General features: G+C 63.9%; 13 protein-coding genes. 8 read left to right on the top strand and 5 right to left on the bottom strand.

Translation table 11 applies throughout. The features are described from left to right. Position 1 precedes the first annotated feature (1 nt). Positions 2-835: a hypothetical protein gene (locus H6P80_RS12500; RefSeq protein ID WP_185801693.1), complete on the bottom strand. Its 834-nt coding sequence runs from the start codon at positions 833-835 to the stop codon at positions 2-4. A 208-nt stretch (positions 836-1,043) separates the two neighbouring features. On the opposite strand from H6P80_RS12500, the gene H6P80_RS12495 reads away from it, so the two are divergent. The 4 genes from H6P80_RS12495 (at position 1,044) to H6P80_RS12480 (ending at position 3,536) form a co-directional block, all read left to right on the top strand. Beyond that, entirely contained in the window at positions 1,044-1,679 is a 636-nt protein-coding gene (locus H6P80_RS12495) for an energy transducer TonB (RefSeq protein WP_185801692.1), read from the top strand. Positions 1,680-1,738: 59 nt separating this feature from the next. Beyond that, positions 1,739-2,479 (top strand): MotA/TolQ/ExbB proton channel family protein, encoded by a 741-nt coding sequence (locus H6P80_RS12490; protein ID WP_185801691.1) that lies wholly within the window; start codon positions 1,739-1,741, stop codon positions 2,477-2,479. Between the two features lie 96 nt (positions 2,480-2,575). After that, a complete protein-coding gene (locus H6P80_RS12485; protein ID WP_185801690.1) occupies positions 2,576-3,073 on the top strand; it encodes an ExbD/TolR family protein in 498 nt (165 codons plus the stop codon). 28 nt (positions 3,074-3,101) lie between these two features. Then, positions 3,102-3,536 carry an ExbD/TolR family protein gene (locus H6P80_RS12480; RefSeq protein WP_185801689.1) on the top strand — a complete coding sequence of 145 codons (435 nt, stop codon included), beginning with the start codon at positions 3,102-3,104 and terminating at the stop codon, positions 3,534-3,536. 194 nt (positions 3,537-3,730) lie between these two features. Here H6P80_RS12480 and H6P80_RS12475 read toward each other — a convergent pair whose 3' ends face one another. Next, positions 3,731-5,506: an ABC transporter transmembrane domain-containing protein gene (locus H6P80_RS12475; RefSeq protein WP_185801688.1), complete on the bottom strand. Its 1,776-nt coding sequence runs from the start codon at positions 5,504-5,506 to the stop codon at positions 3,731-3,733. 127 nt (positions 5,507-5,633) lie between these two features. Between H6P80_RS12475 and H6P80_RS12470 the strand changes: the two genes are divergently transcribed. Then, complete coding sequence (locus tag H6P80_RS12470) at positions 5,634-6,851, top strand: polyhydroxyalkanoate depolymerase (RefSeq protein ID WP_185801687.1); 1,218 nt, start codon at positions 5,634-5,636, stop codon at positions 6,849-6,851. Then, positions 6,844-8,424, top strand: coding sequence for a tetratricopeptide repeat protein (locus tag H6P80_RS12465; protein WP_185801686.1), 1,581 nt, complete (start codon positions 6,844-6,846; stop codon positions 8,422-8,424). The genes H6P80_RS12470 and H6P80_RS12465 overlap by 8 nt, the downstream gene beginning before the upstream one ends. Positions 8,425-8,436: 12 nt before the next feature. Here the strand turns inward: H6P80_RS12465 and H6P80_RS12460 are convergent, their stop codons facing one another. Continuing rightward, positions 8,437-9,615 carry an acetyl-CoA C-acyltransferase gene (locus H6P80_RS12460; RefSeq protein ID WP_185801685.1) on the bottom strand — a complete coding sequence of 393 codons (1,179 nt, stop codon included), beginning with the start codon at positions 9,613-9,615 and terminating at the stop codon, positions 8,437-8,439. Between the two features lie 55 nt (positions 9,616-9,670). Next, positions 9,671-10,129, bottom strand: coding sequence for a MaoC family dehydratase (locus tag H6P80_RS12455; protein WP_185801684.1), 459 nt, complete (start codon positions 10,127-10,129; stop codon positions 9,671-9,673). 89 nt (positions 10,130-10,218) lie between these two features. Between H6P80_RS12455 and H6P80_RS12450 the strand changes: the two genes are divergently transcribed. Next, entirely contained in the window at positions 10,219-13,239 is a 3,021-nt protein-coding gene (locus H6P80_RS12450; protein WP_328805008.1) for an L-glutamate gamma-semialdehyde dehydrogenase, read from the top strand. A 6-nt stretch (positions 13,240-13,245) separates the two neighbouring features. Here H6P80_RS12450 and H6P80_RS12445 read toward each other — a convergent pair whose 3' ends face one another. Continuing rightward, complete coding sequence (locus tag H6P80_RS12445; protein ID WP_185801683.1) at positions 13,246-14,427, bottom strand: mechanosensitive ion channel family protein; 1,182 nt, start codon at positions 14,425-14,427, stop codon at positions 13,246-13,248. Positions 14,428-14,583: 156 nt separating this feature from the next. Here H6P80_RS12445 and H6P80_RS12440 point away from each other — a divergent pair, with 156 nt between their 5' ends. Continuing rightward, positions 14,584-15,150 (top strand): type 1 glutamine amidotransferase domain-containing protein, encoded by a 567-nt coding sequence (locus tag H6P80_RS12440; RefSeq protein WP_185801682.1) that lies wholly within the window; start codon positions 14,584-14,586, stop codon positions 15,148-15,150. Positions 15,151-15,156: the final 6 nt, after the last annotated feature.

Below are 15,156 nucleotides of genomic sequence, written 5' to 3'. Positions count from 1 at the left end.
GCTATGACCGGGTTCTGGGGCAAGTGCCGAGTTCTTCGACGACCATCCGGAAATCCGCGCGTGCCGTTGCTATCTGCCTGCTGTCCATCGATTCCATCGCCGAATCCGGAAGCCGATCGGGCAGGAAGCAGGCGAGCCGGTACCAGAGCAGCGTATTGGGCTGGGGCGGAGGCACCGAACTTTCGACGATTTCGCTGAGTGAAACCATCCATCGCGGCCGCTGGTTGGGGCGGCGCAGAACGCTGATCGAGACGGGGCGGCCGTCGCTGGTCGCCAGGAATATCTGGGTCTCGCTTTCGCCGGGCAGGGTACCGGGCACACTGAAGGCGCTGCCGACGCCCGTGACGATCCCCGGCGCGTCGGCCGATGCCGCCTCGTTAAGGATCGCCCTGATCTGTTCCTCGCGCCGTGCGCTCCAATCGAGCTGCGCGTCGCCCGCGATGAGCTGCAATTCGCCGCCTCGTCCCGGAACGGTTCCGGCGAGCAGGATCACCTGCCGGTCGCGCAGCCGGGGGCGCCGGCCAATGGCATCGAGCGGCATGTCGACAAGATAGCTGACGCGGGCGGGAATCGCAGACTGGCTGCGAATCAGTGTCCGTAATTCCGCTTCGACATAATAGCGGACATGGTTGGGGGCGACGCCGACGGCGCGTTCCTCGTCGAGCCGCGTGGCCCGATCGACCTCGGCAAGGGCCACCACCGGTGCGTTGAGCGCAAGATCGGCGAGATCGGCATAGGTGAGGTCGGTGTCCGGCTCTAACGCTTGGGATTCTGCGCTGTTCGCGGTGACGAACAGCGATCCGGCGAGGGCGATGCTAAGGGCAAATCGGCGCATGAAAATCCTCTTTTGAAAGCTCTCGGGCTTGTTGTCGCCTTCTAACGCAACTGGTCAAGCGGGTAACTGTTGCCTATCGTGCAGACCAAGGTTAGTGACTCGCACTCCATCGGCAGGCGTTCGCGTTCGCGGTGGAGTGTCCTTTTCGCAAAGCCGGATGAACCGGTGCTTTATGGACACCGGGCTTTGGAGGGAGTTTCTTAGTTTAATGGCCTATTCTGATCAGACGATGAGTACGCGGAGGCTGATGGCGATCATCGCGGTCGCCCTGCTTCACGTGGTTCTGGCTTATGTGCTGATTTCGGGCTTGGCCGTTCGGGTCGCCAGGCAGGTACAGCAAGATCTCAACGTCTTCGACGTCGAGGAAGAGCCGCCGCCCCCCGAGGAAGAGCCGCCGCCCCCGCCGCCGGACGTTCCGATTCCGCCGCCGCCGATTACGCCTCCGCCGCAGCGTATCGAGCTGCCGCCGCGGACGAATGTCGCGCCGCCGCCGCCACCGCCGCGGCCAACTCCGCCGCCGCCGGCCCCGCCGCCGCCGCCGCCTAGCCAGGCGCGTCCGGCTCAGGCTCGCGGTAACGCTGGACGCTGGGTGACCACGGCCGACTATCCGTCTCGCTCGCTTCGTAACGAGGAACAGGGCACGACCGGCTTCCGTCTGACCATTGGTCCTGACGGTCGGGTGACCAATTGCCAAATTACGAGTTCCAGCGGCTTTTCCGGCCTCGACGAGGCAACGTGCCGCAACCTGCAACGCAGGGCGCGGTTCCAGCCGGCGCTCGACGCTGCGGGGAACCCGACAACGGGAAGCTATTCCAATAGCGTCCGTTGGGAGATTCCGAATTGATTTTGGCTAGTTTTTCGAATCGATGATTCGATTTTTCTTTATTTGAGAGGAAGTTGAACATGTCTACTGAAGCAGCAGCAGCAGAAGCTACGGCTGAAAATCCCTATGGCATCCAGCAGGCCCTGAGTGAGGGCGGCATCGTTGCCCAGGCTACGTTCGGGATCCTTGTGATCATGTCCGCCGCGTCCTGGTACATCCTGTTCACGAAATGGTTCGAGCAGCAGAAGATCCTGAACCAGGGCAAGCGTGCCCGTGCCAATTTCTGGCGGGCGAACAGCCTTCGTGAAGGCGCCGCCAAGCTGGAAAAGAACAGCGCCTATCGCCAGATCGTCGAAGACGGCCTGGTTGCCCGCGAACATCATGACCAGCTGACCGATCCGGTCGAAGCGCATGAATGGACGGTCAACGCGCTCAACCGTTCGGTGGGTTCGGTCAACTCGAAGCTCGGCGAAGGCCTTGCGGTTCTCGCTACGGTGGGTTCGACGGCGCCGTTCGTCGGCCTGTTCGGCACGGTTGTCGGCATCTATCGCGCGCTCGTGAAGATCGGCGCTGCCGGTCAGGCGTCGATCGACGCGGTTGCGGGCCCGGTCGGCGAGGCGCTTATCATGACGGCGCTCGGCCTGATCGTGGCCGTTCCGGCGGTTATGGCCTATAACTGGCTGCTCCGTCGCAACAAGACGGTCGCCGAGGAGCTTTCGGCATTTTCGAACCAGATTCACGGGTACATCATGTCCGATGGCGCCGTGAAGCCCGCAGCCCCGGCTGCGGCAGCTGCTCCGAAGCCCGCCGCGAAGAAATAGTCTGTGACGGGAGGCGGCGCAGACCGTGCCGCCTCCCCACAGCCGCGATGCGGACGCCGCATCGTTTATAGTTAGAGCAAGGATAGGATCGATTTCATGGCTATGAATGTTGCGCCATCGGGCAGCGGAGACGGCGAAGAAATCCCGATGTCCGACATCAACACGACTCCGCTCGTGGATGTCATGCTGGTGCTCCTCATCATCTTCCTGATCGCCGTCCCGGTGGTTATCCAGACGGTTGACGTGAACCTGCCTTCGGTCCGGCTGCTGCCGACGACGACGAAGCCGGAAAATGTCGCGCTTTCGATCCGGGCCGCCGATAACGGGGCGTGCGAGGTTTACTGGAATTTGACGCCGGTCAATTCGACCGAGCTGCTGAACCGCGCCATTTCGCACATCGAGGACGAGGTCGAACGGTTCGGCGGCGTCGATAACATGACCGAGGACGATCTGCCCGAGGTTCACATTCGCGGTGACGTTTCGACGCCGTGGCGGTGCATCGGCGGTCCGATCTACATCATGCAGCAAGCGGGCTTTTCCCGTGTCGGGTTCATTTCCGAACCGACGCCGGGTCAGGGCATCCAGCGGCTGTAAGCGAAGTCTGTTTCAGGAGTTATAGAATATGGGTGCCAAGGTAGCTTCAGAGGGTGGCGATGACGAACCCATGATGGACATCAACACGACGCCGCTTATCGACGTCATGCTGGTGCTTCTCATCATGTTCATCATCACCATCCCGATCCAGACCCACGCGGTGAAGATCGATCTTCCGGTGGCGAGTGACGAGCCGCCGCCGGAAAATGTCATCGATCCGGTGAAGAACGAGGTCTATATCTCGCCGACCCGCCAGATCCTCTGGAATGGTGAGCCGGTGACGACGCAGACGCTGCGCCAGTATCTCGACATCACCGTCACCATGTCGCCGGTGCCGGAACTGCACATGTTCCCGGATCCCCAGGCGGATTACAACATGGTCGACGAAGTCCTGGCCGTCACCCGGCGTGCCCAGGTGAGCAATATGGGCTTCATCGGCAACGAGAATTACCGCAACTTCTAGGGTCGCGATTCCTCTCAAAAGAATAGAGGCGGGTTCTTCGGAACCCGCCTTTTTCTTTGGGCGTTCCAAGGGCGAGGGGGTTTGGCGCGGTTCGCGCAGGCGGGCCTCGCAGCCGCGTTCGCCTGCATAGCGTGGGGGAGAGACGGCGACCTCCCTTCCCGGGGCCAGCGCCTACCGCCTTCGGTATGGACGCGCTAGGCGGCGTCGCTTTCAAACTGGAGCTGGGCAAGCCGGGCGTACAGGCCGCCCTGTCCGGCAAGCACCGAGTGGCTGCCCTGCTCGACGATCCGGCCATCGTCCATCACCACGATGCGATCGGCCGAGCGCACGGTGGCAAGCCGGTGGGCGATGACGATCGTCGTACGGTTTTCCATAAGCCGCTCCAGCGCCTGCTGAACCAGCTGTTCGGATTCCGCGTCGAGCGCCGATGTCGCCTCGTCCAGCAGCAGGAGGGGCGCATCGCGGAGCAGCGCGCGCGCAATCGCCAGACGCTGCCTTTGTCCGCCCGAAAGCCGTGCGCCGCCTTCGCCCATATAGGTGTCGAGGCCGTCGGGAAGCGCGCGGAGATATCCAGCGGCGTTGGCGGCCTCTGCGGCTTCCCACAGCGCCTCGTCATTCGCTTCCCAGTCGCCATAGCGCAGATTGTCGCGCGCCGAGGATGCGAAGATCACGGTTTCCTGCGGCACCATGGCGATGCGCGCGCGAATGGCGGCCGGGTCCGCTTCCTTGAGATCGACGCCATCGAGCGTGATCCGGCCCTGTTCGGGATCGTAGAAGCGCTGGGCGAGCTGGAAGAGCGTCGATTTGCCGGCGCCCGACGGGCCGACGACGGCGACGAGTTCCCCGGGTTCGATCGTGAGATCGAAATCGTCGAGCGCCTTGGTTTCGGGGCGTGTGGGATAGCGGAAGGTCACATGTTCGAACCCCAGCGCGCCGCGGCTTTCGGCCGGTAGCGCTTTGGGGTGGGCAGGCGGCCGAATCTCCGGAACTTCGCGCAGCAGCTCGTCGAGGCGGCCGGCGGCGCCGGCGCCGCGCATCAACTCGCCATAGACTTCGGTCAGTGCGCCGAAGGCGCCGGCAACGATCATGCCCGTCAGCACGAAGGCCGCGACGGCGCCGCCGCTGATCCGGCCCGAAATCACGTCCGACGCCGCCTGCCACATCACCATGGTGATCGCGCCGAAGATCAAGGTGATCACGATCGCTGTCATGATCGCGCGGATGGTGATCCGCCGTTTCGCAGTGCCAAAGGCCTGTTCGACGGCCTTGCCGAAGCGTTGGCTCTCACGCTTTTCCTGTCCGAACGCCTGGACGACCTTCATCGCGCCGAGCGTTTCGGCGATCATCGCGCCGACATCGGCGATCCGGTCCTGGCTGTGGCGCGACAGATCGCGTAGCCGCCGGCCGAGAATGGTGATCGGAAGGATGATGGCGGGAATGCCGAGCACCAGCATCGCGGCGAGCTTGGGCGAAAGGGTGAACAGGTAGACGATGCCGCCGATCCCCATCACGATATTGCGCAGCGCCACCGAAATCGTGGTGCCGACGATCATCTCGATCACCGAGGTGTCGGACGTCATTCGCGAGGCGATTTCGGACGGGCGATTCTCCTCGAAATATTTGGGGTCGAGAGCCAGCAGGTTGCGGTGGGTGGCGATCCTGAGATCGGCGACGACGCGCTCGCCGAGCCAGGATACGAAGTAGAAGCGCAGCGATGTGGCGATGGCGAGCACCACGACGATCATGATCAGGTAATAAAAATACTCGCCAATGTTCGATTCTGCGCCGGTGAAGCCGTTATCGATGATGCGGCGGAAGCCGTCGGGGATTGCAAGAGTTGCAGCCGCGGCGACCAGAAGCGTCAGTCCGGCGCCGACGATGCGCCCTGGATAACGGATCGCGAAGCGCCAGATAAGCCCGAGATTGCCCAGTTTCCGCGAGGGCGGCGCGTCGTTTTCGCTGTCGGCCATGCGCCGGGCCTAGCAGCGCGGCGCGGGCGGCTCAATGTGCAGTTTTTTGCTATGTTGCATTGCAACGCGACCCCAAGGAGGAATAGAATGGCCGGCCCTGCGGCGAAGCCGCGTTGAAGGACATTCGATGCTCTATAGTCTCTACGAGATGCAGCGATCGATGCTGGCAGGCGCCAGCGCGATGGCGGGTTGGGGTGCCGAAATGCTCCAGAATCCGGTCAACCCTTTTGCCTATATGGGCATGGGGCCGGTGGTCGCGTCGGCGCTCGATGTGTTCTCGCACGCTTCGGCCCCCCGCGGTAAGCCGGTATTCGGCATCGATTCCACGATCGTCGACGGCAAGGACGTGCCGGTATCGATCCAGATTGAGGCACGGCAACCGTTCGGCCAGCTCAAGCATTTCGTGAAGGACGGCGTGGAAGGGCAACCCAAGCTGCTGATCGTCGCCCCGATGTCCGGCCATTATGCGACCCTGCTTCGCGATACCGTCGCGCGCATGATCCCGGGCCATGACGTCTGGATCACCGACTGGCGCGACGCGAAGACGGTGCCGCTGTCCGACGGCAAGTTCGATCTCGACGACTATATCGATTATCTGATCGGCTTTCTCGAACATATCGGGCCGGGCGCGCACATGCTCGCTGTTTGCCAGCCCTCGGTGCCGAGCTATGCGGCGGCGGCGGTGATGTCGGCCAACAAGCATCCCGATCGACCGCGCACGCTCACCATGATGGGTGGGCCGATTGATACGCGCGAGGCGCCGACCGCGGTCAACACCCTGGCGACCCAGCGTCCGCTTGCCTGGTTCGAGCAGAATGTGGTCGCCACCGTGCCGCTCTACTATCCGGGCGGCGGGCGTAAGGTGTATCCCGGTTTCCTGCAGTTGGCGGGCTTCATGTCGATGAACCTCGGCAACCATCTGATCAGCCATTGGGAGATGTTCAAGCATCTCGTCGAAGGCGATGGCGATAGCGCCGACCAGACCAAGGATTTCTATGACGAATATCGCTCGGTCTGTGACATGACCGCCGAATTCTACCTGCAGACCGTCGAGGTCGTGTTCCAGACCCATGCGCTGCCGAACGGCGAATTCACGCATCGGGGCGAACTCGTCGATCCCTCGGCGATCAAGGATATCGGCATATTGGCCATCGAGGGAGAGCGCGACGATATTTCCGGCGTCGGCCAGACCAAGGCGGCGCTGACGCTTTCCAGCGCCCTGCCCGAGGACAAGAAACAATATCATCTGGCCAAGGAAGTGGGCCATTACGGAATCTTCCACGGGCGCAAATGGCGCGAACGGATCGCGCCGGTGCTGGAGGAGTGGATCGCCACGCATGACTAGGGCGGTCATCGCCATCGCTCTTGCCGGATGTGCCGCCTTCGCCGCGACACAGCCAAGCGCGGCGTTCAAGATCGACCGGCCCAACGCCGCGGATATCGAAGCGGCGTCGAACCTGAGCCAGGAGGAACTGCGGGGCGCGGTCGAAGACGTACAGCGGATATTATCGACCGGCGATTGCGAGGCCGTACTGGCCCGGCTCGATCCGCTGCTGCCGCGCGCCGGCGGCGACATGCGCACGATCCTTCAGTTCCTGCGCGCGCCATGCCTGGCCGACCTTCGGCGCAACGAGGATTTCGAAGCCGTTTATCGCGAGCTTGCCGAGGCAGCGCCGGATAATCCGCAGGTCATGGTGTTCGGCGTCATTGCAGCGCTCAATGGCGATCGGCAGACCGAGGCGGCCCAGCATATGATCGCCCTGGCCGAACAGCATCCGGGGCAGCTCGGCCAGCTCAACAGCTGGGCGTTGCGATCGATCCTGCAGGACCTGGCGGTTTCCGAAAATTATGAATTGCGCGATCGGCTCAACATTGCGCTTGCCGAGGCCGACTGGCAGCCGCCCGACCTGCCCGACATGCGCGAAACGATTGCGGCCGGCGCGATCGATGCCCATCTGAAGGACGGCAACAGCGACGCGGCCGGCGCCCTGATGGACCGGATCGAATCCCCGATGACGCTAACGACGATGGCGATCGATCGGCACTATGAGCCGCTCTGGCCCGCCATCGAAGAGACGCTCGGCGCCGAACAGGGGCGCGCGATCGATTTGTACGCGCGCGCCCGGCTCGACGGATATGCGAACAATGGCGGCGACAGCGCAGCGCTGCGCGACGCCGTAATCGCCTACCGGCTGCTCGGCCGGTTGAACATGGCCGCCGAGATCGCAGAGCGCGCCACAGTGAGCGCCGACATGGACGAAGCGACCTTTGTCACCGCGCGTATTCGTGCGGGAACGCTGATCGCGCTGGGTGAGGACGATGCGGCGATCGCCATACTCGAATCGGTGACGTCCCTCGATCCCCAAGTCACGCCCTTCGTACCGAGCGCCTATGTGTCTCTGGCCGAATTTCTCGATATCCTCCACCGCCCCGAAGCAGCCCTTGCGGTCGCGCGGCAGGGAATGGCGGGGCTGGAAGGTCGTCTGAGCGCCTATGGCCGTTCCTGGCTGCGGCGTACCGAAATCTGCGCGCTGACGGCGCTCGACCGCCGCGACGAAGCCGCACCATTGGCGGCGGCGCTCGCCGGGAATCGCGAAGACAATCCGGCGGCGGCGATCGAGGCGCAGCTCTGCTTTGGCGACGACGACCGCGCCGCCGCGCTCGCTATTGCGACGCTGGAAACGCGGGAAGGGGCCGAGCAGATCGCCGACCAGTTCCTGACCGACGAAATGCTGGGGTCCGGGATGACCGTCTATCTGCGCGCCATGTGGCAGCGGCTTCTGGCGCGCGACGATGTCCGGGAGGCGTTCGACCGGCGGCTGAGGCTGTTGCCCCGCGAGCTATGGCCGTCGACCGATCCGCGACCCGTCCCGCGGCGCGAGCAGGTGCCCACGCCGCCGGGACTGATCACGACTTAAGACGGCTCTTTTCTAGAGAACTTCGAACAGTCCGGCCGCGCCCATGCCGCCGCCGACGCACATCGTCACGACGACATATTTCGCGCCGCGGCGCTTGCCCTCGATCAGCGCATGGCCCGTGCAGCGGGCGCCCGTCATGCCATAGGGATGGCCGATCGAGATCGATCCGCCATTGACGTTGAGCAAGTCGTTCGGAATGCCGAGCTTGTCGCGGCAATAGATCACCTGAACGGCGAACGCCTCGTTGAGCTCCCAAAGGCCGATATCGTCGATGCCGAGATCGAAGCGTTCGAGCAGCTTGGGAATTGCGAAAACCGGGCCGATACCCATTTCGTCGGGCTCGGTGCCGGCAACGGCCATGCCGACATAGCGGCCGAGCGGCGCAAGCCCCTTCTTCTCGGCGAGAGCGGCTTCCATCACGACACAGGCCGAGGAACCGTCGGACAGCTGCGAAGCGTTGCCCGCGGTAATCGTCATGCCCGGGCCCATCACCGGCTGCAGGGCCTGCAGCCCTTCGAGCGTGGTGCTGGGCCGGTTGCCCTCGTCCTTGGAAATCGTCACTTCTTCCTGGCTGGTTTCGCCGGTTTCCTTGTCGACATTTACCTTGGTCGTGGTGGTTTCGATGATCTCGTCGTCGAATTTGCCGGCCTCCTGGGCGGCGGCGGTGCGGCGCTGCGATTCCAGCGAATATTCGTCCATCGCCTCGCGGCTGATGTCGTAACGCTTGGCGACCGTCTCGGCGGTCCCCAGCATCGGCATGTAGACGTCCTTGTGCATGGCGAGCAGCTCCGGATCGGGCTGGACGCGCATTTCCTTGGTCTGGACGAGCGAGATGGATTCGAGTCCTCCGGCGACGACGACATCCATCCGGTCGACGATCACCTGTTTGGCGGCAGTCGCGATCGACATCAGGCCCGACGAGCATTGCCGGTCCATCGACATGCCCGATACGGTATAGGGAAGCCCGGCGCGCAGCGCGACCTGGCGGGCGATGTTGCCGGCCGTCGTGCCCTGCTGCAGGGCGGCGCCCATGATGCAATCGTCGACCTCGCCGCCTTCGATACCGGCGCGTTCGACGGCGGCCTTGACCGAAAAGCTGCCCAAAGTCGGGCCGAGGGTGGCGTTGTACGCGCCGCGATAGGCCTTGCCGATCGGGGTGCGGGCGGTGGAAACGATGACGGCGTCACGCATGGTGAAGCTCCTTGATTTGCTGGTGGAAGGTTAAGCCTTCCCCGGGGAGGTTAAATCAAATGAAAAACTGGCTGATCCATTCGGCGACGAGCGCGGGCTTGTCCTCGCCCTCGATCTCGACCGTGAATTCGATCGTCTGCTGATACTGGCCCGGCCGCTTCTCGATCATTTCGAGCAGCTTGAACCGGCCGCGCACGCGGCTATCGCATTTCACGGGGGCCAGAAAGCGGACCTTGTTGCCGCCATAGTTGACGCCCATCTTGATGCCTTCAGGGCGGGGCATATCCGATTTCTGCATCAGCATGGGCATCAGCGACAGGGTGAGGAAACCATGCGCGATGGTGGTGCCGAACGGCGTCATCTTGGCGGCTTCCGGATTGACGTGGATGAACTGATGGTCACCGGTGGCATCGGCAAATTTGTCGATCATCTCCTGATCGACGGTCACCCATTCGGACGTGCCCAGTTCCTGGCCGGCCATGTTCATCATTTCATTGATCTTGACGGTACCCATATCCGTTCCCTCTCACCCCAAATCTGTTTAAAGAGCGCTGGCTTTCCCACTATTGTGAGAGCCAAACTCCCGAACCGCAAGGCCCGCCGATGCCCAGTCAGATGCATGATCCCGATTCCGCTACGTCAGCCGCATGGCTGCACATGGAGGAAGTTCACCGCGCACCCGAACCCGAGGTGCTGGCGCCGCTTATCGAGCGGGCGCGACTCGGCGAGGGGGAGCGCGGGCGAATCGAGGCGACGGCGCTCGACCTGCTCGCCGACCTGCGCGAGGGGCAGCGGACGGGATGGGTGAACCAGTTCCTTCAGGAATATCGTCTCAACAGTTCCGAAGGCGTGGCGCTGCTGAGTCTCGCCGAGGCGTTTCTCCGCGTGCCGGATCCCGAGACGGCGGACATGCTGATTTCCGACAAGCTCGGCGACGGCGACTGGCGCAGCCATACCGGCAAATCGCATTCGGGGCTCGTCAATTCGGCGACATGGGGCTTGGTGATCGGACGCGCGCTGGTCGGCGACGAGAACCGAGCGAACACGCTTCGCAGGCTGATCTCGCGCACCGGCGAACCCTTTGTGCGCCAGGCGGTCGGCGCGGCGATGCGGATGATGGGCGAGATTTTCGTCATGGGCCGGACCATCGACGAGGCGCTGAAGCGGATGAAGAAGCCCGATCAGAAAGGCTTCACCGCCAGCTTCGACATGCTGGGCGAGGCGGCGCGGACCTTCCCCGACGCCGACCGCTATTTCGAGGCTTATGAGAGGGCTATCGAAGCGGTCGGCAAGGCGCGCGGCGATGGTGGCACCCAGGACAATCATTCGATCTCGGTGAAGCTCTCGGCGCTGCATCCGCGCTACGAAGTGTCGCAATGGGGCCGCTGCGTTCCCGAATTGACCGAGAGACTGGAAGCTCTGTGCCAAGTGGCGGCGCGCGCCGATATCGGGCTTACCGTGGATGCCGAGGAATCCGAGCGCCTGGAGATGAGCCTCGACATCATCGAGCATGTCGCGGAGCTGCCGTCGCTCAAGGGGTGGAACGGGTTCGGCATGGCTATACAGGCCTATGGGAAGCGCGCCCAGCGCACGATCGGCTGGGCCGAGGCGCTGGCCAGCCGCACCGGCCGCTCGATGCCGGTCCGGCTCGTCAAAGGCGCTTATTGGGATAGCGAAATCAAGCATTGCCAGGAGCAGGGGCTCTCGCACTATCCGCTGTTCACCCGCAAGGCGGCGACCGACGTCTGCTATCTCGCCTGTGCCAAGGACATGCTCGAAGCCAAGGCGATCCGCCCGGCCTTCGCTACGCACAACGCGCTGACCGCGGCGACGATCATCGAATGGGCGCACGATACCGACAGTTTCGAGTTCCAGCGGTTGCACGGTATGGGCGAGGGGCTGTTCGAACGCATGGTGCGCGAACAGGGCTATCGCTGCCGCATCTATGCGCCGGTCGGCGGGCATCGCGACCTGCTGGCCTATCTCGTTCGGCGTTTGCTGGAAAATGGCGCGAATTCCAGTTTCGTGCACCAGCTGGCCGACGAGCATCTGACGGACGACGATCTGCTGCGCGATCCGGTAGACCGGATCGTCGAGGTTGGCGGCAAGCGCCACCCCTCGATCCCGCTGCCCGAGGACCTGTTCATGCCCCAGCGCAAGAACAGCCAGGGTCTCGATCTCGAAGACTGGCGGGTGCTGAAGCGGGTGACGGAAGGTATCGACGAACGTGCCGATATCGGACCGGAGCCCGAAGCGGTGACCGATGTCGCGCCCCTGTTGGATCAGGCGGCGGCGGCCTTCCCGCACTGGTCCGCGCTGCCGATCGAAGAACGGGCGGCCTGCCTCGACCGGCTGGCCGATATCTACGAGGAACGGCGCGGCGAGCTGATGGCGCTGGCGGTGCATGAGGCGAACAAGACGATTCCCGATGCGCTGGCCGAGGTTCGCGAGGCGATCGATTTCTGTCGCTATTACGCCGCCGAAGCCCGCGACAAGCTCGTCCCGCAGGAACTGCCGGGGCCGACCGGCGAGGCCAATATCCTGCGCATGGAAGGGCGCGGCGTGTGGTGCTGCATCTCGCCCTGGAACTTCCCGCTGGCGATCTTCACCGGCCAGGTCGCCGCGGCGCTCGTCACCGGCAACACGGTGATCGCGAAACCCGCGCCGCAGACGCCGCGCATCGCCGCGGCTGCGGTGCGCCTTGCCCATGCCGCCGGTATTCCCGCCGACGCGCTGATCCTGTGCCCGGGCGGCCCGGAGACGGGCGCGGCGCTGACCGGCGATCCGCGCGTCGCGGGCGTCGCCTTTACCGGCTCGACGGCAACCGCCAAGGCGATCGCCCGCAGCCTGCTCGACGACGAGAACCGGCCGATCGTGCCGTTGATCGCCGAAACCGGCGGCGTCAACACGATGATCGTCGATTCGACCGCGCTGCCCGAACAGGTGGTTGCGGACGTCATCACCTCGGCCTTCGGCTCGGCCGGGCAGCGCTGCTCGGCGCTGCGCCTGCTGCTCGTGCAGGAAGAAGTGGCCGAGCGGATGATCGCGATGCTTTCCGGTGCGATGGACGGGCTCGTCGTCGGCGATCCATCCGACCCGAAGACCGATGTCGGCCCGGTGATAGACGATGCGGCCTATGAGAAATTGATGGGCCACCGCGCGGCGATGGAGGACCGCTGGCTGAAGACGCTGGAGGTTCCGGCCGAGGGCCGGTTCGTGCCGCCCACGCTCATCCGGCTCGACAGCATGGACGATCTCAACACCGAATGGTTCGGGCCGCTGCTCCATGTCGCCACCTGGAAATCGGGCAAGCTCGAAGAGACGGTGTCGCGGATCAACGCCAAGGGCTTCGGCCTCACCATGGGACTCCACAGCCGGATCGCCCGGGCGTCCGAGCTGGTCGAAGCGCGTGCCCATGTCGGCAATCTTTACGTCAATCGTTCGATGATCGGCGCGATCGTCGGCAGCCAGCCGTTCGGCGGGGAGGGGCTTTCGGGCACCGGCCCGAAGGCCGGCGGCCCGCATTACCTGCCGCGCTTCTGCGCCGAACGGGTGACGTCGATCGATACGACCAGCGCCGGCGGCAATGCGACCCTGCTCTCGCTCGACGATATCGGCGGCTAGCCGGCCTTACTCTTCGCTCTTCTCCGTCGCGACCATGGTGACGTTCGGATAGGGCATAATCATCGTGCCGTCCGGCGCGGAGGTGAAGGTCGTCTGGGTCGGATAGGCGAATTCGAGGCCTTCTTCTGCGAAGCGCTTGAAGATCGCTATTCCGGTCTCGTGCTGGCTCTGGAAAACCACGTCCCAGTCCGGGCTCATTACGTCGAATTGCAGTTCATAGTTGAGGCTGGAATCGCCGAAACCGACAAAACCCGCGCGGACGAACTCGTTGCCCAGCGACTGGACGACATCGCGCAGGATTTCGGGAATCCGCGCCGCCTTGTCCGCCGGCGTCTGGTAGATCACGCCGACGCCGAACTTGATGCGGCGGCGATTGAGCCGGGTCAGGTTCAATATCTCCTTGTCGAGGAGATTGGTGTTGGAGATGATCACCTCTTCGCCGCCGACATTGCGCAGCCGCGTCGATTTGAGGCCGATCTGCTCCACGGTCGCGAAGGTGTTGTCGAAATTGATCGAATCGCCCTTGCGGAACGGCTTGTCGAAGATGATCGAGAGCGCGGCGAAGAGATCGGAAAAGATGCCCTGCGCGGCCAGGCCGATGGCGATGCCGCCGATGCCAAGGCCGGCGACGAGGCCGGTGACGTCGACGTTGAGATTGTCGAGCACGACGATGCTCGCGATCGCGACGACGCCGAAGGTCACGAGTACCCGGATCAGCTTCATCGCGCTGGCCAGCGTCTCGCTGGTTTCCTCGTCGGTCAGCGTGCGGTGCTCGATCACGCCGAGGATGACCGAACGGGCCCAGATCGCGGCCTGGACGACCACGGCCAGCGAGAAGAAAAAGCCGATGGTTCCCGCGATGGCGGCGGGCGCGTTGGAATAGACCGCTACGATTTCGAGCGCGAGCGCGATCATGAACCAGGTCTTGGTTTTTGCCAGCGTTCGCCCGATCACCGATTGCCAGGTTTCCAGCGTCGGATTGCGTTCGTAGATCCGTCGGCCATAGCGGCGCACGCCCATCATGACGAACACGATGACGGCGGCCACGGCGAGCCCGATCAGCAGCTCGATCATGTGGGCGTCGAGCCAGCCTATGCTGTCGGCCCACAGATTTTCAGCGCGCTGCTGGAAGGAGAGGGCGGGCTCCTCGATCGTATCGAGGCCCAGCGGTTCTAAGAGGTCAGCCATGAGGCACCGATATTTGGTATCCAGTCCCAGATGCAACCCCCAAGGCTCGCCGGCATGGATACGTCGCCGATAGGCCACCGTTCGTCAGGCAGAGGGAACCGCGAACCGGCCGCTTTCGTTGATGGAGCAAAACCCCGTTGAAGAAAGGTGACATCCATGACGACCCCGATAGGCCAGGCCAAGATCCTCATGCTCGCGACCGACGGTTTCGAATATTCGGAACTGACCGAACCGCGCAGCCGGCTCGAAACGCGCGGCGCGGACGTTTGGCTCGCATCCCCCGACACCAAACCGATCACCGGCGAAAGCGGCGGAACGCCCAAGGGCGAGCCGATCCGCCCCGATATGACGCTCGATGCGGTCGATCCGTCGGACTATGACGCGCTCCTCCTGCCCGGCGGGCAGCGCAACCCGGACAGCCTGCGGATCGAGGATCGCGCCATCGCGATTATCCGCGCATTTGGCGAGGCCGGGAAGCCGATCGCGGCGATTTGCCACGCGCCCTGGCTTCTGATCGAGGCCGGACTGGTGGAAGGCAAAGCAGTTACCGGCTGGCCCTCGGTGCGGACCGATCTGCGCAATGCCGGCGGAACCGTGCGCGACGAGGAAGTGGTCGTGGACGGGAATATCATCACGAGCCGCAAGCCGGACGATATTCCCGCATTCACCGACGCGCTGATCGCCGCGATCGAGGATCGTGACGGCGAACGCAAAGCGGCCTGACCCGCT

The sequence above is a fragment of the Parasphingopyxis marina genome (assembly GCF_014237875.1).
GTDB classification, from domain to species: Bacteria; Pseudomonadota; Alphaproteobacteria; order Sphingomonadales; family Sphingomonadaceae; genus Parasphingopyxis; species Parasphingopyxis marina.
The sequence above is the reverse complement of the archived record's forward strand: the minus strand, read 5'-3'. Positions and strand labels throughout refer to the sequence as shown.

Excerpts from the sequence above, each read along its gene's own strand:
- H6P80_RS12490 (WP_185801691.1), top strand. The coding sequence starts at position 1,739 with ATGTCTACTGAAGCAGCAGCAGCAGAAGCTACGGCTGAAAATCCCTAT.
- H6P80_RS12445 (WP_185801683.1), bottom strand. The coding sequence starts at position 14,427 with ATGGCTGACCTCTTAGAACCGCTGGGCCTCGATACGATCGAGGAGCCC.
- H6P80_RS12450 (WP_328805008.1), top strand. The coding sequence starts at position 10,219 with ATGCCCAGTCAGATGCATGATCCCGATTCCGCTACGTCAGCCGCATGG.
- H6P80_RS12480 (WP_185801689.1), top strand. The coding sequence starts at position 3,102 with ATGGGTGCCAAGGTAGCTTCAGAGGGTGGCGATGACGAACCCATGATG.
- H6P80_RS12500 (WP_185801693.1), bottom strand. The coding sequence starts at position 835 with ATGCGCCGATTTGCCCTTAGCATCGCCCTCGCCGGATCGCTGTTCGTC.
- H6P80_RS12440 (WP_185801682.1), top strand. The coding sequence starts at position 14,584 with ATGACGACCCCGATAGGCCAGGCCAAGATCCTCATGCTCGCGACCGAC.
- H6P80_RS12460 (WP_185801685.1), bottom strand. The coding sequence starts at position 9,615 with ATGCGTGACGCCGTCATCGTTTCCACCGCCCGCACCCCGATCGGCAAG.
- H6P80_RS12485 (WP_185801690.1), top strand. The coding sequence starts at position 2,576 with ATGGCTATGAATGTTGCGCCATCGGGCAGCGGAGACGGCGAAGAAATC.
- H6P80_RS12475 (WP_185801688.1), bottom strand. The coding sequence starts at position 5,506 with ATGGCCGACAGCGAAAACGACGCGCCGCCCTCGCGGAAACTGGGCAAT.
- H6P80_RS12495 (WP_185801692.1), top strand. The coding sequence starts at position 1,044 with ATGGCCTATTCTGATCAGACGATGAGTACGCGGAGGCTGATGGCGATC.
- H6P80_RS12455 (WP_185801684.1), bottom strand. The coding sequence starts at position 10,129 with ATGGGTACCGTCAAGATCAATGAAATGATGAACATGGCCGGCCAGGAA.
- H6P80_RS12470 (WP_185801687.1), top strand. The coding sequence starts at position 5,634 with ATGCTCTATAGTCTCTACGAGATGCAGCGATCGATGCTGGCAGGCGCC.
- H6P80_RS12465 (WP_185801686.1), top strand. The coding sequence starts at position 6,844 with ATGACTAGGGCGGTCATCGCCATCGCTCTTGCCGGATGTGCCGCCTTC.